A 23,975-nucleotide genomic window follows, 5' to 3' on the forward strand; every position below is an offset into this window, starting at 1 on the left:
CACGGCGCGGTGCCGCACGGACCCGGCGGTGCGTCAGGACAGGGTGTACACCGCCATCTGGCGACCGGAGTCGTTCAGGGACAGGACGCCGCCGCCCAGCTGCTCGGCCATGCGGTTGTTGCCGTGGTCGTCGAAGTTCAGCGAGACCATGTCGTCGACGCCGTCGCCGTCCAGGTCGGCGGCGAGGTAGTTGCGGCCTCCGCCGTTGGTCACGCTGCCGAGGCCGGACTGGAAGGACGATTCCTCGGTGAGGACCGACGGGTCCCACACGCCCAGACCGCCCTCCACACCACCGGCCACCAGCCGCCGGCCGCCGGGTCCGTCGATGAACTGGGCGGTCCGCAGGGGCGCCACCACCGAACTGGTGGTGTCCTTGCCGTCGGCGCCGTAGCCGCGGAAGGTGCCGAAGCTCAGGTCGTAGAGCGGGTCGCCCTTGCCGTCGATGAAGAAGTTGCCGTGCGACCACGGACTGCCGTTCACGGTGCGGTGCAGCAGTTCGCCGGTGCGCCCGTCACGGATCTCGATGACATCGCGCGGGGTGGCGGTGGAGATGTCGCCCGCCGTGGTCGGATCGGCCAGCACCATCCAGGTGTAGACGACCGCGTGCCCGTCCGCGTACGGAATGTTCGGCGAGGCGAAGACGGCGTGGTCCAGGAGCGCGCCGTGCAGCTTGCCGTCGACCGCGTTGGCCGGTGCCTCGGGATCGGCCTTCCAGTTCACCGTGCCCTTCGCACCGTCGAGCGCGACACCGTTCTCGGCGGCGTCGGGCAGGTCCAGCGCGTTCTTGGAGGCGTACTGCGTGTACACCTGGCCGTCACCGGTCACGGTGTCGGAGAAGACCACATCGCCGTCGGCCGCGGGGGCCGAATACGTCCACAGCGCCTTGCCGTTGCCCTTGTAGACGCGCAGCGCGTCGGTCGGGACCAGGATCTCGGCCTTGCCCTTGCCGTCGGTGTCGGCGACCGTGACGGAGCGGACGTACTGCCCGCCGCCGTCGATGGTCGTCAGGATCTTGCCGGTGGTGCCGTCGAGCACGACCACCGCCGTCTCCGCGGCGACGATCACCTCGGGCTTCTTGTCACCGGTCACGTCACCGGTCTGGACGCTGAGGACGGAGCCGGGGACGGTGGTCTTCCACAGCTGCTTGGGCGCGCCCTTGACCAGCGACGGGCCCGACCACGCCCAGACACCGTTCGAGGTGCCGCCTGCGACCACGTCCAGCTTCTTGTCGCCGTCCAGATCGGCGGCCTGGGCGTAGTTGAGGTCGCCCTGGAGCGGCGTCAGGCTCTGCTGCTTGCCGTTGCCCAGCTTGTACTCGTGGATGTTCTGCTGCGGGTCGATGGTCCGCACGTAGTCGCTGCCGCCGGAGCGGTACGCCTGCTGGAACATCGGTGAGGCGGTCAGCCCGGCGTGCTGCCAGCTGATCTTTCCCTTGGCGTTGAACGCCGTCAGCGAGCCGTACCGCAGGCTGCTGACGTTCTGCGCCAGCGCGCTGTCCGTGTCGTCCTGGGCAGCGGTGATCAGCTTGCCGCCGACGACGTCCATGTGCCAGGTGGCCGGAGCGTTCCTCGTGTTGCCGGGCGCGCGCTTGGTCGTGTGCGTCCACTGGACCGTGGCACCGTCAGAGCCGCTCAGGAGGCGGACGGTACTGGAGTTCAGCGACATGGCGGAGTCGAGGGTCGACTCGCTGACCGCGTACTCGGTCCCGCCGCCCGCGGCCACGTCACCGATCGTCATGGCGGTCGGCAGGGCGTTGATCCGGGTGTCCAGCGCGATGCGCTTGCCGCTGCCCAGTTCGTAGGAGACAACCTGGTACTCGACCGCGTCCGAGGTGTCCGCCTGCTCCAGGGCCACCATCCGGCCCCGGGCGGCGTCCAGGTGCAGCTGACGCCCGTACAGCTCGCTGTCCTTCTGCCAGACGACGGAACCGTCGGCGGTGTCCAGGACCAGGGTGCGCCCGCGTGCGGCGGCCGTGGCGGTCTTGCTGAGGTTCCAGGAGGCGGCGACCTTCCCGTCGCCCGCGTCCTCCAGCGAACCCCAGGCGGCCGCCCCGGTCTCCCCGGTGTCGTAGGTCCAGGTCGAGGAGGGGGTCAGCGCGCCGTCGGCGTACGAGAACCGGGTCCCGTACAGGGCGCCGGTCGCCTCGGCCGGCGCTGTGCCGTTCAGCTGGGGCGAGTCGGCGACCAGCAGCGTCCCGTCGACGATCTTGACCATGCCGGCGTAGGCGTACACCTTCGACCAGAGCGTGTTCCCGGACTTGCCGTCCAGGACGGTCACCATCGTGCCGGACGTCATCTTGGTGCCGGGGATGGTGACGCCGGTCGGCGGGTTCATGCCGACGCTCGCCGAGAAGACCAGGTCCGGGACGCCGTCACCGGTCAGGTCGCCGGTGTCGTAACCCTGGTCGGAGTAGGGAGAGAACGGGCTGACAGCGTTGTACCCCATCAGGACCCGGGCCGGGTAGAACTCGGTCTCCCACGGCCGCAAGTGGGTGATGCCCCAGTCCGCGTACAGCGAGTTGCTGCTGCGGGACCAGGTAGTGGAGCCGTCGGGCTTGTGGAGCTGGATGGTGGCGAGGCTGTGCACGGTGAAGTAGCCGTGCGACCCGGCCTGCACGGTGGCGCCCAGACCGGTGACGCCGTCCAGCGCGGACTTCTTGGTGAAGGTGACGGGCGTGTCCGCGGCGGCGGTGCCGGACGCCGCGCCGGATGCCTTGGACTTCGGTGCGCCCTTGCCGGACGAGTCCTGGAGCGAGGTGCCGTGATCCGTGGCGGCGGGGTCGTCCGACGCGCCGTCCTTGGCCGTGCCGTCGCCGTACACATCGACGTGGGCGTTCGCGGCCAGCTGCTTCGCCTGCTCAGCGGTGAGCCGCATCGCCGTGGGGGAGCTGTCGGCGGCCAGTGCGTGCGGGGCCACGGTCAGCGCGAGACCGGCCGCGACGAGGGTGGAGGCGAGCCGCAGGGCCCGCCGCGAGGCGTGGGTTCTCATTACTTGCCTTCCGGCGCGATACGAACGGCGGAACCGGCGGTCAGCACCGGCTGGTTGTACGAGTACTGGAGTGCGTCGACGCCGGCCTGGTTCTCGATGCCGACCGTCGCACCGACGCCGCGGTCGTCGACCGTGTTGTACTGCAGCGTCACCGCACCGGTGGCCTCGTCGAAGACGGCCTCGAAGGTGGCGCGGCCGCCGGAGCCGTCCGCGTAGGCGGCCTTGTTCCACACGACGGCGAACGTACGGTGGCCGACATCGCCCTTGGTGGCCGTCTGCACGCTGGACTTCTTGTCCAGGACCAGGTCGTCCCAGAGGGCGGCGACGGCGCCGTTGGGTTTGGCGACGGACGGCAGCGCGACGTTGTCGAAGTCACCGAGCCGCGGCTCCATGAAGTTGATCAGACCGTTCGTGGTGACCGAGGCGCTGGTGTAGGAAACGCCGTACAGCTCCACGGGGAACGGCAGCGAGATCGTCTTGGCGTCCTCGTCACCGCTGAGCGCCACCTTCGTGGTGCCCTTGACCCAGGAGTACGTGGCCGGGGAGCAGGTGTGGCCGTAGGAGTCGGTGCGCAGCGGGAGCTTGACCTTCTCCGACATGTCACCGGCCACCTTGAGGGACTCGGCGTACACACCGTTGCAGAGCACCGGGGCGGTGGGCGTCACGGTCAGGGTGTAGCTGCCCTCGGCGACCGCGGGCAGGGTGAACGTGCCGTCGGTACCGGTGGTGACCGGCTTCACCGGCGTACCGGAGACCGCGACGGTGGCCTTGCCCAGCGGCCGGCCCTGGACGTCCTTGACGGTGCCGGAGACCTGGTGCGAGGCGACGGCGTCGAGTGCGAAGTCCTGGGTGAGGTCGCCACTTTCGGTGACCTCGACGCCGGAGACGCTGGACGTCGCGTAGCCGTAGCCGCTCACCGTGAAGTCGTACGTGCCGGCCGAGAGGGTCAGCCGGTAGCCGCCGGTCCCGGTGGTGTGCACGGTGCGCGAGGTGCCTGCGGTGTCGGTGGCCTGGATGGAGAGGCCGGACAGCGCGGTGCCGGTGGCCTTGTCGGTGACCTTGCCGGTCACGGTGCCGGCGCTGTGCGGAGCCTTCTCGACGGAGGAGTAGATGTCGAGCTTGCCCTCGCCCCAGACGTTGTTGGCGGCCGTGGTGCCACCGCAGTGCGTGTCGTCGACGTCGGTCGCGCCCTCGTTGAGCAGGGTGCGGGTGGTGTCGATGTCACCGATGAGCGACGGGGCCGCCGACCAGAGCAGCGCCACCGCGCCCGCGACGTGCGGAGTCGCCATCGACGTACCGGAGATGGTGTTGTACGAGTCGCCCGGCCAGGTGGAGCGGACGTCGACGCCCGGGGCCGAGATGTTCGGCTTCATCGAGCCGTCGACGAGCGACGGGCCGAAGCCGGAGAACTTCGCGATCTTCCCGGTCGAGTCGTACGCGCCGACACCGTAGGCCGGAGCCTGCGCGCCGGGCGCCTCCGTGGTCGAGCAGGTAGCGCCGTCACCGGCGTTGCCGGCCGCGAACGCCTCGAAGATCCCCGCGGCGTTCCATGCCTCGACGATGTCCTGGTAGAACGTCGTCTGGCCGCCGCCCCAGGAGTTGTTGACGATGTTCGGCGCGAGGTCCGGGCGCGGGTTCTCACCGTTGTGGTCGGTCGGCGCGAGAATCCACTGGCCGGCCGCGAGCAGCGCCCCGTCCGAGCAGCTCTCCGTCTCGCAGCCCTTCGCGGCGATCCAGGTCGCGCCGGGGGCGACGCCGACGCCGCCCTTGCCCGCCATGGTGCCCATGGTGTGGGTGCCGTGGCCGTTGTTGTCGCACGGAGCGCTGGTCGGGCACTGACCGCTGGCGTCGAACCAGTTGTAGTCGTGCGTGAAGGAGCCGTCGCCGTTGTTGCCGCGGTAGTTGTCCACCAGATCCGGGTGGTCGTACTGGACGCCCGAGTCGACGCTGGCGATGACGATGCCCTCGCCCCGGTCCCGGTACTCGTCCCAGACCTGATCGGCCTTGATGTCCTTGACGCCCCACTCGGGCGCGCCGTCCTCTTCGGTGGCCGCGGCCTTCGAGGCGGCGTTGACGGCCGCCTTCGTCGCTGCCTTCGAGGGCTTGCTCTCGATGTCGTCGAGCTTGTAGTGCTGCTCCTTGACGATCTGCGCGACGTCGGAGCGCTTCGAGAGTTCCGCGATCAGGTCCGCGTCACCGGTGACCTTGACGGCGTTGGCGATCCAGAAGTCCTGGTGGCCGACCTTCTTCTTGTCGAGGAAGGAGTTGAGCGAGCGCTGGCTCGTCTGTGCCTTCGTCTTCAGCTCGCTGAACGCCGACTTCGCCTTCGCGGCGTGGGCGCGCTTGCCCTTGGCCGGCGACAGGTCGGCCTTGTCCTTGAGGACGACGAAGAACGACGCGTCGCCGCCGCCGTCCACGGCGTTCAGCAGGGCGGCGTCGACCTGGGCGGTCGGCCCGGAAGCGGCGGCCGCGGACGGTGGGCCGATCAGCAGGCCCGTGACGGTGAGCGCTGCGGCCGCCCATGCGGCGGTTCTGCGCCGGGGCGATCGGGACAGGTGCATCGGGATGCTCCTCCAGGAACGGTACGGGGGAGTCCGCACGCTAGAAGGGCACCGTTACTCGGGCATTACAAGGCCCTCAGGGGCGTTGGCCAGGGGACTTCGTCCGGTTCAGGAGCCGTCCGGCGAACCGTCGCCCGAGTGACCGCGGGCCCACGTACGGCTCTGCGCGAGCGCCTCCTCCAGCGGCTCGAACAGCGCGCCTCCGGCGGGGATCACCCCGTCGGGGCCGAGATCCCCGGCGATTCCGGTCGTCTCCAGGAGGCGGCCGAGCTCCGGCTGCACGCCCACGAGGACCAGCCGGGCCCCGTTCCGGTCGAGTTCACGGATCCGGCGCCGCAGCAGCTTGACCACCATGGAGGACGGTACGTCCGGCAGCCCGCGCATCACGAGGACGAGCACGGCGCCCGTCGCCCCGTCCGCCCGCGGCAGCGACGCCTCGATCCTGGGCAGCTCCGCGAACAGGCTGACCCCGTCGTAGTACAGGACGGTGACCTCGCCGGGCGTCAGCCGCTCCGGAACCGGCGCCGGATGCCAACGCCCCTCCGGGTCGCGCACCAGTGCCAGCAGCCGCGCCCGGCGCGCCGCCTGCGCGCAGTACAGCAGGAGCGACAGGACCGCGCCGAGCACGATCGCCCGCTGCAACGGGATCTGAGTGGTGGCCAGGAAGGTCACCGCCATCGCCGCGAACGACAGCCGCGAGGTGCGCAGCACCAGCCGCACGTCATCGCGCTTGCCCAGGATCAGCTCCCCGCCGACCACCAGGATCAGCCCGCCGATGACCGGCATGGGGATGCGTTCGGCGAGCGGCGCGCACACCAGCACGACGGCGGCGAGCAGCACCCCCGAAAGGACCCCCGCCCACCGGGTACGGGCGCCTGCGGACACGGCCACCCCGGTGCGGGACAACGAGCCGCCGGCCGGCAGCGACTGGAAGAAACCGCCCGCGAGGTTGGCCAGCCCCTGGGCCGCGAAGTCGCCGTTGACGGAGGAGCGGGAGCCGTCGGGGTTGGGCATGGACGGCCCGATCCCGGCGGCCTGCGCCAGCGCCACCAGGGCCACCGCGCACGCCCCGCCGAGCAGCTTCGGCGCGGCGGACAGGTCGGGCGCGGAGAACCCGGGGAGGGCGGCGGGGATGTGCGCGATGTCGCGCACCAGCTCGACGTCCACTCCGAACACCGCGACTCCGGCGGTCGAGACGGTCATGGCGATCAGCAGGGCCACCGGCTTCAGGGGGCGCACCAGCCGGGCGAGCGCCCACACCGCGATGGTGACGAGGGCGACGAGCGTGGTGTCGAGCTGCCAGTCCGTGAGATGCGCGAGCCAGTCGCCCAGCTGGTACAGGCGGTTGTGGCCGTGCGGGTCGTAGCCGGTGGCGTCCTTGAGGACGCCGGTGACGATCTGCAGTGCGATCCCGACGGAGAAGCCCGTCATCACGGCGTTGGACACGAAGCTCAGCAGCACCCCGAGCCGCAGCGCACCCATGAGCAGCATGACCACGCCCGCCATGAGCGTCAGGGTGGCGATGCTGCCGGTGTCCTTCGGGTCGAGTCCGGCGTCCTTCAGCACGCTCTGGGAGGTGAGGGCGATCGCACTGGTGAGGGTGGTGACCATGAGGACGGTTCGGGCGGTGAGCGAGCCGACGATCGCCGGTACGACGCCCGCGTACAGCCCGGCGACCGGATTGAACCCGGCGATCGCCGCGTACGCCATGCCCTCCGGGATGGAGAACAGGCCCGTGACCAGTCCGGAACCCACATCCGCCGGGCGCGGCCTGCCCAGCCGGGACCTCGCAGCCTTGAACACGGCCCGCACCGGGATCACGCGGCCAGACCGCTCACCGCGTCACCCACGTACTTGACGCCCAGGACGATCAGCAGCGTCGTCATGATGGCGGCGTTGTGCAGTGCCATCCACTCCTTCCAGCCGCCGAGCACCCGAGCCGAACGTTCGCCGCCCAGGAGATAGACGGCGAGCGGGACCACCGTGCACAGCGACGCGATCAGGACCATCACCACGATGGCGACCACCCGGCCGGCCACGGTGGCGTCGGCTCCGGCGACGGACACACCGCCGCCGACGGCCAGCACCAGGTTCTTGGGGTTGGCGACGACCAGCGCCACGGCGAGGCCCGCCGTCCGGGCCGGGGTGAAGGCGTCGATGGCCGCCATCCAGCCGGGGTTCTCGGCCTTCTGCCCCTCCCTGGGCCGGAGCGTCCACTGCCGGGCGCCGAGCAGCAGGAAGAGCACGCCGAAGGCCAGCTTCAGCCAGGAGGTCCAGCTTGCGGGCGTGCCGCCGGAGGACGCGTCCGCACCGGCGCCGACCAGCACCACCACGGTGACGAGGACGGACAGCGAGACGATCCATCCGACGGTGAACACGATGCCGTTGGTCCGCCCGCGCGGTGTCGCCAGCATCAGCACCATCGCGATCAGCGGGACGGGGCTGATGGCGATGCCGACCGCCGGGGCGAGTACTTGTCCGATGGCGTCGCCCATGCCCGGCCTCCGTGCTGCGTCGGTTCTGCGGCCTTCTGTGGAGACCGGCGGTGCATATGGGTCAAGGTAGTTGAAAAAGATGACAAGCTGCCATGTAGTGACTTGATCCCCTCGTTAATACCCCGAATGGCCCAGCTCGGCTCGCGCCCTCCTGCCGCAGACCGTTCCCTGACAGGCAGACAGACAGAAGGCGAGCCGGACGGGGCAGGGGAGCAGGGGGCAGGGTGGAGGACGGAAGCACGCGAGGCGACGACGCAGCCGAACAGCCGGAGCGATCGGAACAGCCGCGGCGTCCGGAGCAGTTGGAACAGCCGCGACGTCCGGAGAAGTTGGAGCAGTCGGAACAGCCCCGGCGTCCCGAGCAGTCGGAACTCGATGCTCTGCGCACGCGGATGGCCGCACTCGAGAGCGAGCGCGCCAGGCCGCCCCGGCACCGCGGCCGGTCCTTCCTCGCCGCGGTGCTCATCACCGTGGGGTGCCTGCTCGCCCCGCTCTCCGTCGTCGCCGCCTGGGCGGCCGACCAGGTGGGGGACACCGGCCGTTACGTGGACACGGTCGCGCCCCTGGCGTCCGATCCCGATGTCCAGGACGCCGTGGCCGGGCGGGTGACCGACGCGCTCATGACCCGGATCGACCTCCCGGCCCTCCTCGCGGACGTGGCGCCCGCGGACCGGCCCCGCCTGGAAAAGGCGCTCGGTCAACTCGGCGACTCGTTGGAGGGCGCGGTCCGCAGCTTCGTGCACGACAAGGCGCACGCCGTCGTGTCCTCCGACGCGTTCGCAACGGTCTGGACCGAGGCCAACCGGCGGGCCCACAGCGCCGTGGACAAAGCGCTGACCGGCAAGGGCGGCGGAGCCGTCGAGCTGACCAACGACGCGGTCACGCTCGACCTCGCACCCGTGATCGACCAGGTCGAGCAACGCCTGGTCGACGCCGGCCTGACGGCCGCCGGACGGATCCCCGAGATCCACACCGACATCACGCTCGTCAGGTCCGACGACATCGGCAAGGTCAAGACCTACCTGCGGGTCCTGCAGTTCCTGGGCAACTGGCTGCCGGTGATCGCGGTCCTCCTCATCGCCGCCGGTGTCCTGCTCGCGGTACGCCGGCGCCGGGCCCTGGTCGCGGGAAGCCTCGGCGCCGCGGCCGCCGCCGGTGTCCTCGGCATCGGACTGCGCGTCTTCCGGGCGGTCTACCTGGACGCGCTGCCCGCCGACGTCTCCCAGGGCGCCGCGGGCGCGGTCTACGACGCGATGACCCACTTCCTGCAGACCACGGTCCGGATGGTCGTCGCCGTCGGCGTCGTCATCGCCCTGGCGGCCTGGCTCACCGGTCCGGGCCGGCGCGCCGGACTCGTACGACGGCTGTGGGTCACCGGCATCGCGGCGGTGCGCTCCACCGCCGACGGCGCCGGGCTGCGCACCGGGCCGGTGAGCCCCTTCGTGCGCCGCCGGCGCACCTGGATCACCTGGGTGCTGGTGGCCGCCTCACTGCTGGTGTACCTGCTGTGGTCGCGCCCCACCGGCTGGGTGGTCGTCGGCATCGCGCTCTGCCTGCTGTTCCTCCTGGCCGTGGTGGAGTTCCTGGCAGCCCGGCCGGGCACGGGGGACCGGGCACCGGTGGCGCCCCCTGCCTGACCGGCGGTCACCGACAGAAAGGACCTCTGCCATGGCGGGAGTCGACCCGGACGCGGTCCGGCGGATGACCGGAACCCTGTTCATCGAGCGCGGATTCCGCAGCCCCGGCTCCACCCGGTTCTGGGGCCTGCTCGTGCTGGCCGCCGTCATCGCGAGCGCCGGCGTGGTCGGGGACTCGACCGCCACCGTGATCGGCGCGATGATCGTCGCCCCGCTGATGACCCCGATCCTCGGCTGCGCCCTGGCCCTCGTCCTGGCGCGCCGCCGCCAGGTGACACGTTGTCTGCTGCTCGTGATCGGCGGCGCCCTCGCGGTCGTCACGATCGGTCTGCTGCTCGGCTGGATCGTCACCCCGCCCGACGCCTACGCCTCCAACAGCCAGGTCTCCTCACGCATCAGCCCCCGCCTCATCGACCTGCTCGCGGCGCTGGCCACCGGCACCGTCGGCGCGTTCGCCCTCGTGCGCGCCGACATCTCCGACACGCTGCCCGGTGTCGCGATCGCCATCTCGCTCGTGCCACCGCTCGCCGTCACCGGACTGCTGCTCACCGTGCACCGCTACCACGACGCCGGTCAGTCGGCGCTGCTGTTCGCCACCAACGTGGCCGCCATCGTCGCCACCGGAACCGTGGTCTTCCTGATCTACGGGGTCCGGGCGGGAGCCGAAAGGGCGGACATGCGGGTCGGGGAGTTCCGCGGCAGAACGCTCGCCGCGGTGGTGTGCGTGGTCGTGCTCGTCGCGGCGCCGCTCACCGCGGGCACCGTCACCGTCGCCCGGGACCGCTCGCTGGCAGCCGACGCCCGGCCGGTCGCGGAGAAGTGGGCCGCCACCGGGAAATGGCAGATCGCGTCCGTCGAGGCCCGCAACGGCATCGTCGTGATCGGCGTACTCGGACTCCCTCCGCAGCCCGCGCCGACCGCGCTGCGCGCCGCTCTCGACGAGCACGGCATGCGCGACGCCGACCTCGAACTCCATCTGTTCGGCGGGCGCACCCAGTGGTGCCCCGCGGACACGGACACCTGCACGGTGCGAGTGGGCGGGCGCAGCTGACGGCTTCCCCAGAGGCCCTAGCTCTGCGGGACGTCCTTGACGAACACGATGCCGTCGATCCGGTCCAGGTGGGCCGGGTCGAGCGGTGAGTAGCCGTAGTACGGGGACATCCGGGGGGCGGGCCGGCTGTCACCGAGGGCGGCGGCCAGCCCCGCCGTGTCGACGAGGCAGCGGTCGTCCGGGAGCGCGTACAGGAGCCCTTCGACGCTGTCCGGCGGCGGGGTGTCCACGCCCTGGTGCCGGATCGTGCCGAGGACCGTGGCGAGGAAGGCGTACCCCTCGCCCAGGCGGGCGCTCACGAGTGCTCCGGCGCTCCACCACTCCAGCGGCCGGCCCGCCATCCGCGTCGTGCTCCTGTCCCGCTGGAGGTGCCCGTTGTGGGCGTTGACCAGTGCCGGGCCCTGCTCGGCGAGGGCGAGCAGGTTGGCGGCCATCATCGAGTCCCGCAGGCCCATCAGCCAGGAGAGGCGGCTCGGTGACGTGTCGGCCATCCAGAAGTGGTACCGGAGCAGTCCGACGGCGGTGCGCCCGTACAGGCGCGCCCGGTGCCAGCCCGCCCGCGAGTCCGACGCGATCAGCTGCGGCGCGCGGGCATCGAGCAGCGCCACCAGATCGTCGGTGAGCAGCCGCAGCCGCCCGGCCTCCTCCGACCGCCCGAACGACCTGGCCGGGTCCATCATGGCGGCGGGCTCGGTCCACCGGTCGTCGGGGCCGAGCAGCCGGTCGAGCGTCTGCGCGGTGCACGGGAGCAGCTCCGCGTCCACGTGGGAGGAGAGCCGGCCGTGGAGCGCGATGAGGGCCTGCCGGGGGCTCGCGGCGCCGGTGATCTCCAGCGGCCCGTCGAAACCGGCGAAGCGGACCTGTTCGGACGCGGGCCGGCCCTCGTTGTGCGCCCTCATCCACCGTACGAGCTCGCGGTTGCCCGCGAAGGCGCCCCACTCGTGGCTGAATCCGTGCTCCATGACCTCGTCGAGCGTCCCCGTGCCCGAGGTGACGTAGTCGTCCACGAGCAGGCCCATCAGGCAGTCGCTCTCGATCGCGATCGTCCGGTAGCCCTCCTGCTCGACCAGCTGACGGAACAGCCTGTTGCGTGCGTCGAGCACCGTGCCCGCGCCGTGGGTGGGCTCGCCCAGAGCCAGCAGCCGAGGCCGGCCCGGGAGCAGCTTCATGACTGCGTGGGCCTCCACGGCCCGTGTGGTGTCCTTGATGTCAGTAGCCATGCCTTAAACGCTATCGTTGAACCTACGGTGGAAACTTCTGCTCACAACCGGGGCCATAATGCAGGGGAGTACGAGAGGCTGTGAGGCAAAACCTTCAAAGCAGTGAGAGGCTCAGGCCGGTTGATCTGGCACGCGGGCACGGTCTGTCCACCCAGGCGGTGCGCAATTACGAGGAGGCCGGCATCCTTCCGGCGGCCGGCCGCACACCCAACGGCTACCGCACCTACACGCCCCTGCACGCGGTCGCCCTGCGCGCGTTCCTCGCCCTGGTGCCCGGCCACGGGCACCGGACGGCGACGCTCATCATGCGGGCGGTGAACGAGGGCGCCGTCGATCAGGCGTTCCACCTCATCGACGAGAGCCACGCCCAGCTCCTCGACGACCGCCGGACCCTCCAGGCCGTGGAGAGCGCCCTCCGCGACCTGGAGCCCGCTCCGGCTTCCGAGCCCGGTGCGGGCTCCGGGGGCCCGCCCGGTTCGGTCACCGGGGCGACCGGCGTCACGTTCATCGGGCCGCTAGCCGGGAGGCTCGGGATCAGGCCCGCGACGCTGCGGAAATGGGAGGGCGCCGGACTGCTGAGCCCGGACCGTGAACCGCTGACCGGCTACCGCGTCTACGACGAGGCCGACGTGCGGGACGCCCGGCTGACCCACCAGCTGAGGCGGGGCGGATACCTCCTGGAGCAGATCGCCCCGCTGATCGCCCAGGTGCGGGCGGCCGGCGGCCCCGAGCCGCTGGAGGCCGCACTGGGCGACTGGCGCGCCCGGCTGTCCGCCCGCGGCCGGGCGATGCTGACCGGAGCGGCGGAGCTGGACGGATACCTCGGCGAGCGCGGCTGAGACCTGAGCGCGGAGTCAGGAAAGCACGCCTGAGCGCGGAGTCAGGGGAGCACGGCCTTGTCGCCTCCCTCGCTGTGGCTGTGGCTGGGGCGCGGCACGGCCCCGTTGCCGGGCGGCGGTGGGTAGAACCGCCGGGCCCAGCGCCGGAACGGGCCGATCGGGCCGTCACCGGAGGCCAGCCGGGGTGGCTGCTGGTACTGCTTGTGGTGCCAGATCGGGAAGTCGGCCGCGGTGAACTCGCAACTGGACCGGAAGATGACCCGGTCCAGAAGCCGGGCGGCGGTACGGCTGACCGCCCGCGCGAGCGGGGCCGGCAGCCGGCCCGGCTCGGTGAAGGCGATGCGGTTCAGCTGCCGGAACTGCATCCGGTTGGGCGCGATCGCCGTCGGCATCACCATCGTGCACATCCGCAGCCCGAAGCGCGGCGTGAACACGTCGGCGTGCAGGCAGCCGAGCCCGTATCCGTCCACCTCGACATCGACGGTCAAGCTGCCCACGAGCGGCGCCGTCTCGTGGGCCCGCATGGATACGTGGAACGCGGCGTCGTCGTACACCACCGGCCCGCCGATCTCGGCCTTGGCCCAGCCGTGCAGGGTGGCGAAGTGCCCGAGGTCCACGGAGTTCTCGATGACCTCCTGGACGTTTCCGGCCAGCTCCCAGGCGGCGGTGCGGGCGGGCCGGTGGCCGATCTCGTGCCAGCGGGGGACCGTCCAGTCCGGGGCGCGCCCATCGTGGTGCCGCCACACGAAGACGGCGCCGTTGACCTCGTCCACGGGCAGCTGCGTCAACGGGGAACGCGGCGGCGGCGTGCCGTACCCCGTGCGTACGCACGCGCCGTCGGGGCCGAACGCGAAGAAGTGGAAGGGGCACGTGAGCTCGTCCCCCTCGACCTTCGCCAGCCCGAGATGGGCGCCGAGGTGTGGACAGTACGGATGGACGGCCCGCAGCGCCCCGCTGCCCAGCCGGTACAGCACGACGTCCTGCCCCGCCAGCGGGCGGGTCAGGACGGTGCCCGGCCGCAGCTCGTGCGAGAAGGCCAGTGCGGACCAGCCGCTCGGGTAGGGCAGGGCCGGCGCTCCGGCGGCGTCAGCCGGGGTCGGACCCTCGCTGATGGTGTGCCCGTACTCGGGTGACACTTCCAAGGCTTCCTTTCGACGAATTCCCTTTGACGGTCTTTCGCCGGGAGGCTGCCCAGATCTCCGCGTGATTCCCTCGACACGTCGCACGCCACCCGAACGGGATTCGGTGCGTGACGAGTTGACGACGGGGGAGCAGGTGGTCCCTCAGGGACGGCGGGCAGCCGTTCCTGACCCGCGTTCCACGTTCTCGGTGAGCGTGATTCCCGCTCCTGTGGGACGAATGGAGTGCCCCACCCGGAGGCGGGCCGGGCGCCGCCGGAGCCGGGGGCGGCCGAGGACATCAGGTGACGGGGCCGCCATGCATCGGCGCCGGTCGCCCGGGTACCTGCAACGGGTGGGATGCCTACTGGAGGAAGTGAGCACATCGTGAACGACGTTCACTCGAATGGCCGCGGGAACAGCGCGGACCCGATTCCCCGTGACCCGCCCGATCAGCAGGCCGGGGCCGACGAGGACCCCCTGGACGTGGTCGGCGGCACGAAGCGGCGGACGGCCGATGAGCGGCCCGATCCGGGGATACCCGACACGGACGAGGCGGGCACCGGCCGACGCGGTGCTTCGCAGGCCGGCCATCGGCCCCATCCCGAACACCCCGTGCCCGACGAACCGTCCGGCTGACCCGGTCCCGGTACGGGCGGCGGGCCGGAAGCGGCGGGCGCCGGGTCCGGTGCGGGCGGTCCGGTACCGCTCTCCTCAGGCCTCGCCGAGGTCCGAGGAGAGCCAGTGCTGCGGCCGCAGGTGGATGACCACCTGCTCGCCGTGCTCCTTCCAGGCGAAGTCGACGTAACCCTCGACCTTCTCCGCGGCGAGGTAGCGCGACGCCATCTCCACCAGTTGCTCGCGGGTGGCCGGGACGGTCGAGACGACGGGGCCTTCGACCGAGACGTACCGGACGGTCGGTGAGACGCGTTCGACCATCAGGGAGAACCGGCCCGCCGCCGCGATCGCCTTCCCCTTGCGGGAGTTGAGCCCTGTCATGATCCAGACGTCGCCGCCCGGCCGGTACTGGTACCAGATCGGGACCGTCAGCGGGGACCGGTCCCGCTCGATCGCGGTCACGGCCAGTGCCGCGATGTGCGGCTCCGTCAGAAACTGCTCGCGCTCTTCACGGGTCAAAGCCACGGGGACTCCTTCGTGGTGGGTGTCGTGAGCTCCTGGTGCTGTGAATTATGCAGGGTTCGTGTCGTCTCGTCCTGGGAGCCGCGGCAGGGGTGTCAGGGGGTCAGGACGATGCGCTGGCCAGGGGCTGTTGGAGTGTTCCACGCCTCCTCGATCTGGCTGAGCGGGATGAGCAGAGGGTCCACGGCGAGTGCGCCGGAGACGATCTGCTCGGCCAGGGACGGCAGCTCGGCGACGATCCCGGCGGTGGTCACCGAGCCCTGGCCGCTGCCCATGATGTTCAGGTTCGCCGCGCGCAGCAGGGACGAGGGCAGGTTGATGTTCTGGCCTGCCATGGACCCGATCTGGATCCAGGTCAGCGCCCTCGCTCGGTCGGCGCGGGCCATCAGCAGTGCGGGCATGGCCTGCTGGGTGACGTGGCCCCACAGGTAGTCGATGACGACGTCGACGTCAGCGGCCGCCTGCCCGAGCCGCTCCGCCACGGTCTCGTCGTCGCCGGTCAGGCTCACCGTCTCGTCGGCTCCGATGCCCTCCAGCAGCCGGAGCCGTTCCGGGGAGCGGCCCGCGCCGATCACCCGGCCGGCCCCGAGGTGCCGGGCGATCTGGACGGCCAGCTGTCCGGCGTTGCCCGTGGCGCCCAGGACCAGGACGGAACTGCCGGGCCGCAACGTGATGCGGGAGCGCAGCGCCACCCAGGAGGACATGCCGGGGTTCATCGCCGCGGCCACGTCGGCCGGGTCCGTTCCGGACGGCAGCGCGATGGCCCGGCGGCGGTCGACCACCGCGTTCTCCGCCATGGTGCCCGGAGCCGTGTCCGAGGCGACGAAGTAGAGCAGTTCGCCCTGCGGGGTGCGGCCGACCGCGTCGAATCCGGGGATCAGGGGCAGTGTGCCGTCGGAGGTGTAGTGGCTGCCGTTCGCGGCCGAGCGGACCCGGGGGTGCAGACCGGCGGCCAGTACGTCGACCAGGACCTCGTGGTCCCCGGAGGCGCTGGGGGTCGGGAAGCTCTCGAACCGGGGCGGCGAGCCGAAGGACCGTACGACTGCGGCGTGCATGGGGTTCTCCCGTTCCGATGTGGCTGCCGCGACCATTTGGTTTGCGGCACGTACTAAAATCGAAAATAGTTTGTGCCGCGTACTACGTCAAATAGGCTGGCCCCATGACCCTCGAATCCGACCCGTCCGGCCTTGCCGGCGACGGGCCCCCGAACACGGTGGACGCGCTGGTGCAGCTGTCCTTCCTGATTCACCGCATCGTCTCCGCCGCCGGTGCCGAGCACGACCTGTCGGTCATCCAGATCAGGCTGCTCGGCATCCTGCGCGACCGGCAGGCCGGGATGGTCGAACTCGGACGCCACCTGGGCCTGGACAAGTCCTCGATGACCGGACTGGTCGGCCGCGCGGAGAAGCGCGGCCTGGTCGAGCGCACCCCCTCCCCGTACGACGGCCGCGCCGTCCTCGTCACCCTGACCCCCGACGGCAGGCGGCTCGCCGGGCGGTGCGCGGACGGGATCGGCCGGCGGGTGAACGCGCTCACCGACGAGCTGCCCGCAGAAGGGCGCGCCCGGCTCACCGAGCTCGCCGCATCACTCCTGGCACGGGCGGGCCGGTCCGGCCCCCCGGAGCAGGCGCGCTGAGAAGGGCGCGAAACCATGGGGCGGCCGCGCGGGCGGAGGTACCCTCGTCGCATGGACGACCAGCGCCTCGCCAACCTCGCGCACCTGCGCCGGGCGCGGGATCTCGTCGACCGGGAGTACGCGCGGCCGCTCGACGTGGCGGCCATGGCGAACCGGGCGCTGATGTCACCGGGGCACTTCTCCCGGGCGTTCCGGGAGGCCTACGGCGAGACGCCGTACAGCTACCTCATGACCCGGCGGGTCGAGCGGGCGATGGCGCTGCTGCGCGCGGGCATGAGTGTGACCGACGCGTGCATGACGGTCGGCTGTACCTCCCTCGGCTCGTTCAGCTCACGGTTCACCGAACTGGTCGGCATGACGCCGACTGCGTACCGGGCCGGAGACCACAGTGCCGTGCTGGCGCTGCCCGCGTGTCTGGCCAAGGCGCACACCCGGCCGGTCAGGGACCGGCCGGCCACGATCGGTGAGGCGTCGGCCTGACGCGCGCGGTCGTCGGCGCAACGGCGGCAGCGGCGGCGGCGCATGTGCAAGTCATGTTCCGGACGCACCGGGTTCACCCCGGGCGATCATGAACTGCGAGCCGGTGGCGACGGGCGGTTACTTCTACGACGCCGACGACCTGGAGCGCTGCTTCGGGCGCGCCACGTCCTGACATCCCGTCCCGCGGGCGTGAGCAGGACCGCGGCGACGGCGGGCCCAACGACACCTACTCGCCGGACGGGGCATCCCCGGAAGCGGCGGCGGTGGCCCCGGCGGCCGACGCGAGCATCGCGATCAACCCCCGCACCTGCTCCCGGGGGTCGGCGCCGCCGGGCCGGCCCGTCATCAGCAGGTGATGGGTGGTTCCGACCACGGCGAGCGCGACCGCGGCCGTGTCGGTGCCTGCCGAGACGCGGCCCAGGCGCTGTTCGGCGTCCAGGTAACGGGTGATCGACTCCTGGACCGCCGAGAAGCCCGGCGCCCCCGACTCCAGTGCCTGGCGCAGCCGCAGGGAGGCGGCGGGGCGGGTCATGGCGAGACCGGCGATCGTGGGACCGGCGGAGTCCAGCAGCGCGAGCGCGACATCGCAGAGGTTCCCGGCCACTGTGTCCCCTCCGGCCCGTCCGGCGAGCTCCTCGGCCGCCCGAGCCGTGTGCGCGAACCTGTCCAGCACCAGATCCGCGACGAACTCGTCCAACCCGGCGAAATGGGCGTGCAGTACGCCCTTGGCGCAGCCCGCCTCCGCAGTGACCGCCCTGCTGGTCAGCGCGCCCGGCCCCTCGCGGGCCAGTACGCGCTCCGCCGCGGCGAACAACCGCTCCCGAACGTCCGGCATCGCCACTCCACGCGGTGACATGAGGCTCCTTCCGCTTCCTGATTCCCGGTTCCCGATGTGATGTCGCGGCCCGCCCGGCAAGGCCGGGGTTGCCAGTATGGGCGCGCGCCCATACCGTGATGGGCACACGCCCATCATAGGTCCGGCGTTCCCGCATCCAGCAGGAGGCACCCGATGTCCGACATCGCAAACATCGCCAACACCGAGCAGGCGCAGGCATGGAACGGCTACGAAGGCGCTTACTGGGCCCGCAATCAGGACCGCTGGGACGCGGTGAACGGGGGGTTCGACGAACCGCTGCTCACCGCCGCCGCGATAGGTGAGCGGGACCGGGTGCTCGATGTCGGCTGCGGGGCCGGAAAGACGGCACGGCTCGCCGCGGGGCGAGCGCCGCGCGGGAGGGTGCTGGGGGTCGATCTGTCGCTCCCCATGCTGGAGCGCGCCCGGCTGACGGCGGCGCGGGAGGGCGTCGGCAACGCGACGTTCGACCACGCGGACGCCCAGGTCCACTCCTTCGCACCCGCGGCCTTCGACGTGGCGGTCAGCCGGTTCGGGGTGATGTTCTTCGGTGACCCCGTCGAGGCCTTCGCCAACATCGGCCGGGCCCTGCGCCCCGGCGGCCACCTGGCGTTCATCTGCGCCGCGGAGGCCGGGGGCAACGAGTGGATCACGGCCATGGCCGCGCTGCGGGACCACCTGCCCTTCGGGGAGTTCGGGACGTCGGGCGGTCCGGGCATGTTCTCGCTGGCCGACCCGGACCGCATCCGCGCCGTGCTGTCCGCCGCGGGGTTCGTGGGCATCGGCGTCGCGGGTGTGGAGGCGTACGGGGACTGGGGGCGCGACGCCGAGGACGCGGCGGACTTCCTGCTGGACAGCGGCCCCGGACGCCATCTGACCGGCCAGGTGGACCAGGAGACCCGCGGTCGCGCCCGCGAGGCGCTGGTGAACCGGCTGCGCGAGCACGAGGAGCGCGGCGCCGTCCGGCTGCGCGGCACCGCTTGGCTGGTCACCGCGGACCGCCCGGCGTGATGGTGCCTGATGCCATCGTGCCCGAGTTGACCGTGTCCGCTGGTTGAGCGAGCACCCGGGCGGCCGGTGAGTGGGACGTGCCTCGCTTGCGGCAGGGAGGCGGGGGCGGCAGGGTTCGGGGGTGTGGCCACCTTGCTGATCGTCCATCACACGCCCTCGCCGAACTGCCAGGCGCTGTTCGAAGCCGTCGTCTCCGGTGCGACGACGGAGGGGATCGAAGGCGTCCGGGTCGTGCGGCGCGCGGCGCTCGCCGCCACGGCGTCCGACGTGCTCGACGCCGACGGGCTGCTGCTCGGGACCCCGGCCAACCTCGGCTACATGTCCGGGGCCCTCAAGCACTTCTTCGACCAGGTCTACTACCCCTGCCTGGACACGACGCGCGGCCGGCCCTTCGGGTACTACGTGCACGGCGGCAACGACGTCACCGGGGCGGTCCGGGCCATCGAGTCGATCACCACGGGTCTGGGATGGCGCCGGGCGGCGGACGCCGTGACGGTGACCGGAGAGCCGGGCAAGGCCGATACCGAGGCGTGCTGGGAGCTGGGAGCGACACTCGCGAGCGGCCTGATGGACTGAGCCCAGGGCCGTCCGCCTGCGAAGACGTCACCCGCTTGCCGGTCCAGCGGTTGCCGCTGATTCCGGCGACGACGCACAGGAACCGGCACCCGCCGCCACCCCCGCCGTCGACACCCGGCTGCTCGTCCGCGAGGAGGGGATCCGGGGGTACCTGTGGGAGTTCTGGCGCAAGACGCGCAGCGGTGAGTTGGGTTCCCTTCCGGTCGTCCTCGCCGTGATCATCATCTGGACCGTGTTCGGCAGCCTCAACAGCACGTTCCTCTCGGCACAGAACCTCTCCGACCTCAGCTGGCAGATCGTCGGCACCGGCATGACCGCCGTCGGAATCGTCTTCGTCCTGCTCCTCGGCGAGATCGACCTCTCCGTCGGCTCCGTCAGCGGTGTGTGCGCCGCGGTCTTCGCCGTGCTCAACGTCCTGAACGGGATGAACGAGTGGCTGGCGCTCCTCATCGCCGTCCTCGGCGGAGCGGCCGTGGGCCTCATCCAGGGATTCTTCTTCGCGCAGGAGCCAGAAGGCCGCAGGACGGGCCTGACGCGAGCCCGGCCTGATCCAGACGAAAGCCTTTAGAGGGTCACGACCGTCGTCTCGGTCGCCTTGACGCTCGTCCACACCGAGACCCCGTCGGCGAGGCCGAGTTCGGCCGCGGCCTGGGGGGTGATCTCCGCGACGAGATCCGGTGCCTGCGGGGACGTGATGAGCACGCGCAGCCGGCTGCCGCTGGTGGTGATCTCCCGGACGGTGCCCGCCCAGATGTTGCGCGGGCTGCCGCCGGGCTCGGTGCGGTGCACGGAGACCGCTTCTGGGGCGATGACCGCGAGTGCGGCGGTGCCGGCCGGCAGCGGGTCGGCGATGACCAGGAGGCCGCCGTCGTGGAGCCGGAGCCCCTCGGCGGTTGCGGTGCCGGGCCACGCGTTGCGGCCGAGCATGCGCGCGACCCAGGGGGAGTGGGGGTGCCGGGTGACCTCGCCGGGCGGGGCGTCCTGGAGGACGTGGCCGTCCTCCAGGACGAGGACCCGGTCCGCGAGGGAGACGGCCTCCACCGGGTCGTGGGTGACGATCAGGCAGACGCCGCCGAAGCCGTTGAGGTGGGTGCGCAGGGTGTGCCGGACATGTGCCCGGGTGGTCTGGTCGAGCGCGGCCAGCGGCTCGTCGAGCAGCAGCAGCCGGGGCCGGGTGGCGAGTGCCCTGGCCAGAGCGATGCGCTGGGCCTGGCCGCCGGAGACCTGGGACGGCTTGCGGGCGCTCAGGTGCCCGACCCCGAGCCGGTCCAGCCACTCCTGGGCCCGGCGGCGGGCCTCGGCGCGCGCCATGCCCTGGGCACGCAGTCCGTAGGCGGTGTTCGCGAGTGCGCTGAGGTGCGGGAACAACGCACCGTCCTGCGGCACCCAGGCGACGCCGCGGCGGTGCGTGGGCAGGGTGCTGACGTCCAGCTTGCCGAGTTGCAGCGCGGCGTGGGCGCGCGGGGTGAGTCCGAGCAGGGCGCGCAGCAGGGTCGTCTTGCCCGCCCCGTTGGGTCCGACGACAGCGATGGTGGTCCCGGCGTCGGCGTCGAGCGTGAGCTGGTTGAAGCCGGTGACCTCGGCGTGCAGCGGCCAGTTGTCCCGGCCGGTCTCGTTCCCGGTCTCGGCCTCGACGTGGTCCGGCGCGGCCGGCCGGACGTCCTGGGACGGGACGGAGGCCGGCTCGTCGGCCGGTCCGCGCGGACCGGCGGTCGCCGCGCTCGGGGTGCCGGTCCACCGCCCGCGCAGCCCGATGAGGACGAGCATGGCGATCGCGAGCAGGAGCAGCGAGACCGAGGTGGCGGCTTCCGGGTTGTCCTGGAGGAGCAGGTACACCTGGAGCGGCAGGGTCTGGGTGGTCCCGGGAAGGTTTCCGGCGAAGGTGATGGTGGCGCCGAACTCACCGAGTGCCCGCGCCCAGGTGAGCGCGGCTCCGGCGGCGAGGCCGGGGGCGACCATGGGCAGGGTGACGGTGAAGAACACCCGTACCGGCGAGGCTCCGAGGGAGGACGCCGTCTCCTCGTAGCGGGGACGCAGCCCGCCGAGCGCCCCTTCGAGGCTGATGACGAGGAACGGCATCGCGACGAAGGTCGCCGCCAGAACGGCGCCGGAGGTGTGGAAGGGCAGCGTGATGCCGAACGTGTCCTCCAGCCACGGCCCGAGCAGACCGCGCCGGCCGAAGGCGAGCAGCAGGGCCACACCGCCCACCGTGGGCGGCAGCACCATCGGCAGGAGTACGAGCGAACGGACGAAGGTCTTGCCGGGGAACTCGGTACGAGCCAGCAGCCAGGCCAGCGGCACGCCGAGCACGAGCGACAGCCCGAGCGCCCAGAAGGAGACGAGCAGCGACAGCTTCAGCGCCTGGGTGGTATCGGGGCTGGTCAGGTGAGTGCCCAGGTCGCCCCATGAGGTGCGGGCGAGGATCCCGATCAGCGGCAGCAACAGAAAGGCGATGGCCAGCAGCGCGGGGACCGCCAGGGCGATCGGTGCGCGGGGGCCGGTCGTGCGGCTGCGAAGGCGTCTCATCGAAGTCCCTGAAGCTGGAGGTCCCTGAAGCAGTAAACACCGTGCGGGCGGCCGGACCCGGGGCCCGGCCGCCCGCACGGGGCGGTCACCGGTTACGGCTGCTGGAAGCCGGCGTCGGTAAGGATCTTCAGGGCCTCCGGGGTGGAGAGCCACTTCACGAACGCGTCCGCGGCTTCGCTGTTCTTCGTGGTCTTCAGCGTCGCGGCCGGGTAAGAGGCGACGGCGTTCTGGGCATCGGGGATGTCGATGGCCTCCACCTTGTCGGTGGCCGTCGCGGCATCCGTCTTGTAGACGAGACCGGCATCCGCCTCACCGAGCTCGACCTTGCTGAGGACGGCGCGGACGTTGGGCTCCTGCGAGACCGGCTTCACGGTGATCTTCTGGGCGTCCAGGATCTGCTTGCTGTAGCGGCCCACCGGCACCTCGGGGGCGGCGAGCACCACCTTGAGCTTGGTGTCGGAGAGGTCCTTGAGGTTGTCGATCTTCTCCGGGTTGCCCTTGCCGGTGGCGATAACCAGGCGGTTCTTGGCGATGACGGCCGGCGTGCCGGTGTCGGACTTGAGGCCGTCCATCGTCTTGGTGTCCGCGGTGACCAGGGCGTCGGCGGGCGCGCCCTGCTTGACCTGGGCGGCGAGTTCCTGCGAACCGGCGAAGGAGAACTTCACCTCGGTGCCGGGGTGCTCCTTCTCGTACGCCGCACCGGCCGTCTTGAAGACGTCGGTGAGGGACGAGGCGGCCAGCACCGTCAGGTCCGCCTTCGGGACTCCGGTGGCGGAGGCGCTCGCGTCGGCGCCGGAGTCCTTCTTGTCGTCGTCACTGCCGCAGGCTGCCAGCGGGACGAGGAGAGCCGCCGTGAGGATCGCGGCGGCGGTACGGCGTCTGGTGAAGGCGAGGGACATGAGGGTCGGGACTCCTTGGGAACGCGGTCGGCTGGTGCCGCCCGAGCGGATGGTGGTGAGCCGCGCCGGGGACGGGCGACGCCGCTTGGTGGAGCTGTGGGGATTGTGGGGTCGTGGGCTCAGGTGCGGTCGGTGTGCACGCCGGGCGACGTACAGCGGGTGGTGGTCACCCGAGTTGCGAGATCGCCCGAGACGGGGGGCCGCATGTGCCACACAGTAGGTGCTTTCACTTTGCATTTACAACGTGTAATGCGATGCTCCATAGCAGATGCGGTGCCGTTCAGAGGAAGCTCCGAAGCGGTTGCCGCAGGGCAGCCGTCCAGCTGACGGCAGGCGGACGTCGTCATACGGAGACCGGCCACGCCCCGACCCACACCCGCGTGATGGCGCTGATGTAGCGCGCGCCGCACCGGTCGGCGGGCACCACGAGCTGGCTTCCCGCCTCGTCCAGCCCGCGGCCGTCCATCCTGGTGGCCAGGAGGACCGGGACGTCGCCGAAATCGGCGTCCACCTCCGCCCACGACAGCACCGTGTGGTGCCCGTCCCCGCCGGTGACCGCCACCAGGTAGCGGGACCGGTCCTTGCGCTTGCGCGCGTCGAACGCCGGGTGGGCGTCGAGCACCACCTCGCGGAGCAGGGGGCCCTCGAAGCTGTGGTGCTGCGGGCCGTTGGTGGCGCAGTCGAAGACCACCTCCGCCCGGTGCTGCTCCCAGCCGCTGCGCAGGTCCGCCACGGTCAGCGTGGCCGGGCACTCGACGTCCCCGCGCAGGGCGAAGGGCGTGAACAGCGAGGCGGGTGTGCGGGGTTGCGCGCTGAGTCTGCTCATGGGGATCCCCAAATCGGACGGCCCGCAGGGCGGCTGTCAGAAGGTATGCCCAGCAGTCGCCCCACGAAATCGCGCGTACGAGGCGATGTCCGCCAAAAGCCTGGCGTTTGTGAACCGAC

The 23,975-nt window shown here is 71.5% G+C and carries 20 protein-coding genes and 1 pseudogene; 9 read left to right on the forward strand and 12 right to left on the reverse strand.

Going from position 1 to position 23,975, the window contains the following annotated elements; genetic code table 11:
* Positions 1–33: 33 nt before the first annotated feature.
* The 4 genes from OG892_RS37090 to OG892_RS37105 form a co-directional block, all read right to left on the reverse strand.
* Positions 34–2,988: an FG-GAP repeat domain-containing protein gene (locus OG892_RS37090; RefSeq protein ID WP_371631374.1), complete on the reverse strand. Its 2,955-nt coding sequence runs from the start codon at positions 2,986–2,988 to the stop codon at positions 34–36.
* A complete protein-coding gene (locus OG892_RS37095) occupies positions 2,988–5,549 on the reverse strand; it encodes a S8 family serine peptidase (RefSeq protein WP_073734066.1) in 2,562 nt (853 codons plus the stop codon). The genes OG892_RS37090 and OG892_RS37095 overlap by 1 nt, the downstream gene beginning before the upstream one ends.
* A 108-nt stretch (positions 5,550–5,657) precedes the next feature.
* Positions 5,658–7,352: a SulP family inorganic anion transporter gene (locus OG892_RS37100; protein WP_371631375.1), complete on the reverse strand. Its 1,695-nt coding sequence runs from the start codon at positions 7,350–7,352 to the stop codon at positions 5,658–5,660.
* A 14-nt stretch (positions 7,353–7,366) separates the two neighbouring features.
* Positions 7,367–8,044 (reverse strand): GAP family protein, encoded by a 678-nt coding sequence (locus tag OG892_RS37105; RefSeq protein ID WP_073734065.1) that lies wholly within the window; start codon positions 8,042–8,044, stop codon positions 7,367–7,369.
* 392 nt (positions 8,045–8,436) lie between these two features.
* Here OG892_RS37105 and OG892_RS37110 point away from each other — a divergent pair, with 392 nt between their 5' ends.
* Both OG892_RS37110 and OG892_RS37115 read left to right on the forward strand, forming a co-directional pair.
* On the forward strand, positions 8,437–9,681 hold the full coding sequence (locus OG892_RS37110; protein WP_371631376.1) for a hypothetical protein: 1,245 nt from the start codon (positions 8,437–8,439) through the stop codon (positions 9,679–9,681).
* Positions 9,682–9,712: 31 nt separating this feature from the next.
* Positions 9,713–10,732: a DUF389 domain-containing protein gene (locus tag OG892_RS37115; RefSeq protein WP_371631377.1), complete on the forward strand. Its 1,020-nt coding sequence runs from the start codon at positions 9,713–9,715 to the stop codon at positions 10,730–10,732.
* A 17-nt stretch (positions 10,733–10,749) separates the two neighbouring features.
* Here the strand turns inward: OG892_RS37115 and OG892_RS37120 are convergent, their stop codons facing one another.
* The gene (locus tag OG892_RS37120; protein ID WP_371631378.1) at positions 10,750–11,952 is read right to left on the reverse strand and encodes an erythromycin esterase family protein; all 1,203 of its coding nucleotides are present in this window, start codon (positions 11,950–11,952) and stop codon (positions 10,750–10,752) included.
* 80 nt (positions 11,953–12,032) lie between these two features.
* On the opposite strand from OG892_RS37120, the gene OG892_RS37125 reads away from it, so the two are divergent.
* Positions 12,033–12,791, forward strand: a complete 759-nt coding sequence (locus OG892_RS37125) for a TioE family transcriptional regulator (protein ID WP_371631379.1) — start codon at positions 12,033–12,035, stop codon at positions 12,789–12,791.
* Positions 12,792–12,832: 41 nt separating this feature from the next.
* Here OG892_RS37125 and OG892_RS37130 read toward each other — a convergent pair whose 3' ends face one another.
* Entirely contained in the window at positions 12,833–13,933 is a 1,101-nt protein-coding gene (locus OG892_RS37130; RefSeq protein WP_371631380.1) for a Rieske 2Fe-2S domain-containing protein, read from the reverse strand.
* A 363-nt stretch (positions 13,934–14,296) separates the two neighbouring features.
* Between OG892_RS37130 and OG892_RS37135 the strand changes: the two genes are divergently transcribed.
* Positions 14,297–14,548, forward strand: coding sequence for a hypothetical protein (locus OG892_RS37135; RefSeq protein WP_327340390.1), 252 nt, complete (start codon positions 14,297–14,299; stop codon positions 14,546–14,548).
* A gap of 75 nt (positions 14,549–14,623) precedes the next feature.
* Here OG892_RS37135 and OG892_RS37140 read toward each other — a convergent pair whose 3' ends face one another.
* A complete protein-coding gene (locus tag OG892_RS37140; protein ID WP_328864373.1) occupies positions 14,624–15,052 on the reverse strand; it encodes a pyridoxamine 5'-phosphate oxidase family protein in 429 nt (142 codons plus the stop codon).
* 92 nt (positions 15,053–15,144) lie between these two features.
* Positions 15,145–16,104: a zinc-binding alcohol dehydrogenase family protein gene (locus tag OG892_RS37145; protein ID WP_328864372.1), complete on the reverse strand. Its 960-nt coding sequence runs from the start codon at positions 16,102–16,104 to the stop codon at positions 15,145–15,147.
* Between the two features lie 104 nt (positions 16,105–16,208).
* Between OG892_RS37145 and OG892_RS37150 the strand changes: the two genes are divergently transcribed.
* Together OG892_RS37150 and OG892_RS37155 are read left to right on the forward strand one after the other, a co-directional pair.
* Positions 16,209–16,685 (forward strand): MarR family winged helix-turn-helix transcriptional regulator, encoded by a 477-nt coding sequence (locus OG892_RS37150; RefSeq protein WP_073734056.1) that lies wholly within the window; start codon positions 16,209–16,211, stop codon positions 16,683–16,685.
* A gap of 51 nt (positions 16,686–16,736) precedes the next feature.
* Complete coding sequence (locus OG892_RS37155) at positions 16,737–17,165, forward strand: helix-turn-helix transcriptional regulator (RefSeq protein ID WP_073734055.1); 429 nt, start codon at positions 16,737–16,739, stop codon at positions 17,163–17,165.
* Between the two features lie 226 nt (positions 17,166–17,391).
* Here the strand turns inward: OG892_RS37155 and OG892_RS37160 are convergent, their stop codons facing one another.
* Complete coding sequence (locus tag OG892_RS37160) at positions 17,392–18,021, reverse strand: TetR family transcriptional regulator (RefSeq protein ID WP_073734054.1); 630 nt, start codon at positions 18,019–18,021, stop codon at positions 17,392–17,394.
* A 162-nt stretch (positions 18,022–18,183) separates the two neighbouring features.
* Here OG892_RS37160 and OG892_RS37165 point away from each other — a divergent pair, with 162 nt between their 5' ends.
* The 3 genes and pseudogenes from OG892_RS37165 to OG892_RS37175 form a co-directional block, all read left to right on the forward strand.
* Positions 18,184–19,029, forward strand: a complete 846-nt coding sequence (locus tag OG892_RS37165) for a class I SAM-dependent methyltransferase (RefSeq protein WP_079193340.1) — start codon at positions 18,184–18,186, stop codon at positions 19,027–19,029.
* 123 nt (positions 19,030–19,152) lie between these two features.
* Positions 19,153–19,605 carry a flavodoxin family protein gene (locus tag OG892_RS37170; RefSeq protein ID WP_073734052.1) on the forward strand — a complete coding sequence of 151 codons (453 nt, stop codon included), beginning with the start codon at positions 19,153–19,155 and terminating at the stop codon, positions 19,603–19,605.
* A gap of 16 nt (positions 19,606–19,621) precedes the next feature.
* Positions 19,622–20,110: pseudogene (locus tag OG892_RS37175) on the forward strand (sugar ABC transporter permease); the annotation flags it as partial.
* 59 nt (positions 20,111–20,169) lie between these two features.
* Here OG892_RS37175 and OG892_RS37180 read toward each other — a convergent pair.
* From OG892_RS37180 to OG892_RS37190, 3 genes are all read right to left on the reverse strand, one after another.
* A complete protein-coding gene (locus tag OG892_RS37180) occupies positions 20,170–22,131 on the reverse strand; it encodes an ABC transporter permease (protein WP_328864369.1) in 1,962 nt (653 codons plus the stop codon).
* 92 nt (positions 22,132–22,223) lie between these two features.
* Positions 22,224–23,030 (reverse strand): molybdate ABC transporter substrate-binding protein, encoded by an 807-nt coding sequence (gene modA, locus OG892_RS37185; RefSeq protein ID WP_073734050.1) that lies wholly within the window; start codon positions 23,028–23,030, stop codon positions 22,224–22,226.
* A gap of 343 nt (positions 23,031–23,373) precedes the next feature.
* On the reverse strand, positions 23,374–23,856 hold the full coding sequence (locus tag OG892_RS37190) for a molybdopterin-dependent oxidoreductase (protein ID WP_073734049.1): 483 nt from the start codon (positions 23,854–23,856) through the stop codon (positions 23,374–23,376).
* Between the last annotated feature and the right edge of the window lie 119 nt (positions 23,857–23,975).

This window comes from Streptomyces sp. NBC_00341 (genome assembly GCF_041435055.1).
GTDB lineage: Bacteria > Actinomycetota > Actinomycetes > Streptomycetales > Streptomycetaceae > Streptomyces.

Bases quoted from the DNA above. Each gene is read 5' to 3' on its own strand.
- OG892_RS37090 (WP_371631374.1), bottom strand. From the start codon at position 2,988: ATGAGAACCCACGCCTCGCGGCGGGCCCTGCGGCTCGCCTCCACCCTC.
- OG892_RS37095 (WP_073734066.1), bottom strand. From the start codon at position 5,549: ATGCACCTGTCCCGATCGCCCCGGCGCAGAACCGCCGCATGGGCGGCC.
- OG892_RS37105 (WP_073734065.1), bottom strand. From the start codon at position 8,044: ATGGGCGACGCCATCGGACAAGTACTCGCCCCGGCGGTCGGCATCGCC.
- OG892_RS37110 (WP_371631376.1), top strand. From the start codon at position 8,437: ATGGCCGCACTCGAGAGCGAGCGCGCCAGGCCGCCCCGGCACCGCGGC.
- OG892_RS37115 (WP_371631377.1), top strand. From the start codon at position 9,713: ATGGCGGGAGTCGACCCGGACGCGGTCCGGCGGATGACCGGAACCCTG.
- OG892_RS37120 (WP_371631378.1), bottom strand. From the start codon at position 11,952: ATGGCTACTGACATCAAGGACACCACACGGGCCGTGGAGGCCCACGCA.
- OG892_RS37145 (WP_328864372.1), bottom strand. From the start codon at position 16,104: ATGCACGCCGCAGTCGTACGGTCCTTCGGCTCGCCGCCCCGGTTCGAG.
- OG892_RS37150 (WP_073734056.1), top strand. From the start codon at position 16,209: ATGACCCTCGAATCCGACCCGTCCGGCCTTGCCGGCGACGGGCCCCCG.
- OG892_RS37155 (WP_073734055.1), top strand. From the start codon at position 16,737: ATGGACGACCAGCGCCTCGCCAACCTCGCGCACCTGCGCCGGGCGCGG.
- OG892_RS37160 (WP_073734054.1), bottom strand. From the start codon at position 18,021: ATGTCACCGCGTGGAGTGGCGATGCCGGACGTTCGGGAGCGGTTGTTC.
- OG892_RS37180 (WP_328864369.1), bottom strand. From the start codon at position 22,131: ATGAGACGCCTTCGCAGCCGCACGACCGGCCCCCGCGCACCGATCGCC.
- modA (WP_073734050.1), bottom strand. From the start codon at position 23,030: ATGTCCCTCGCCTTCACCAGACGCCGTACCGCCGCCGCGATCCTCACG.
- OG892_RS37190 (WP_073734049.1), bottom strand. From the start codon at position 23,856: ATGAGCAGACTCAGCGCGCAACCCCGCACACCCGCCTCGCTGTTCACG.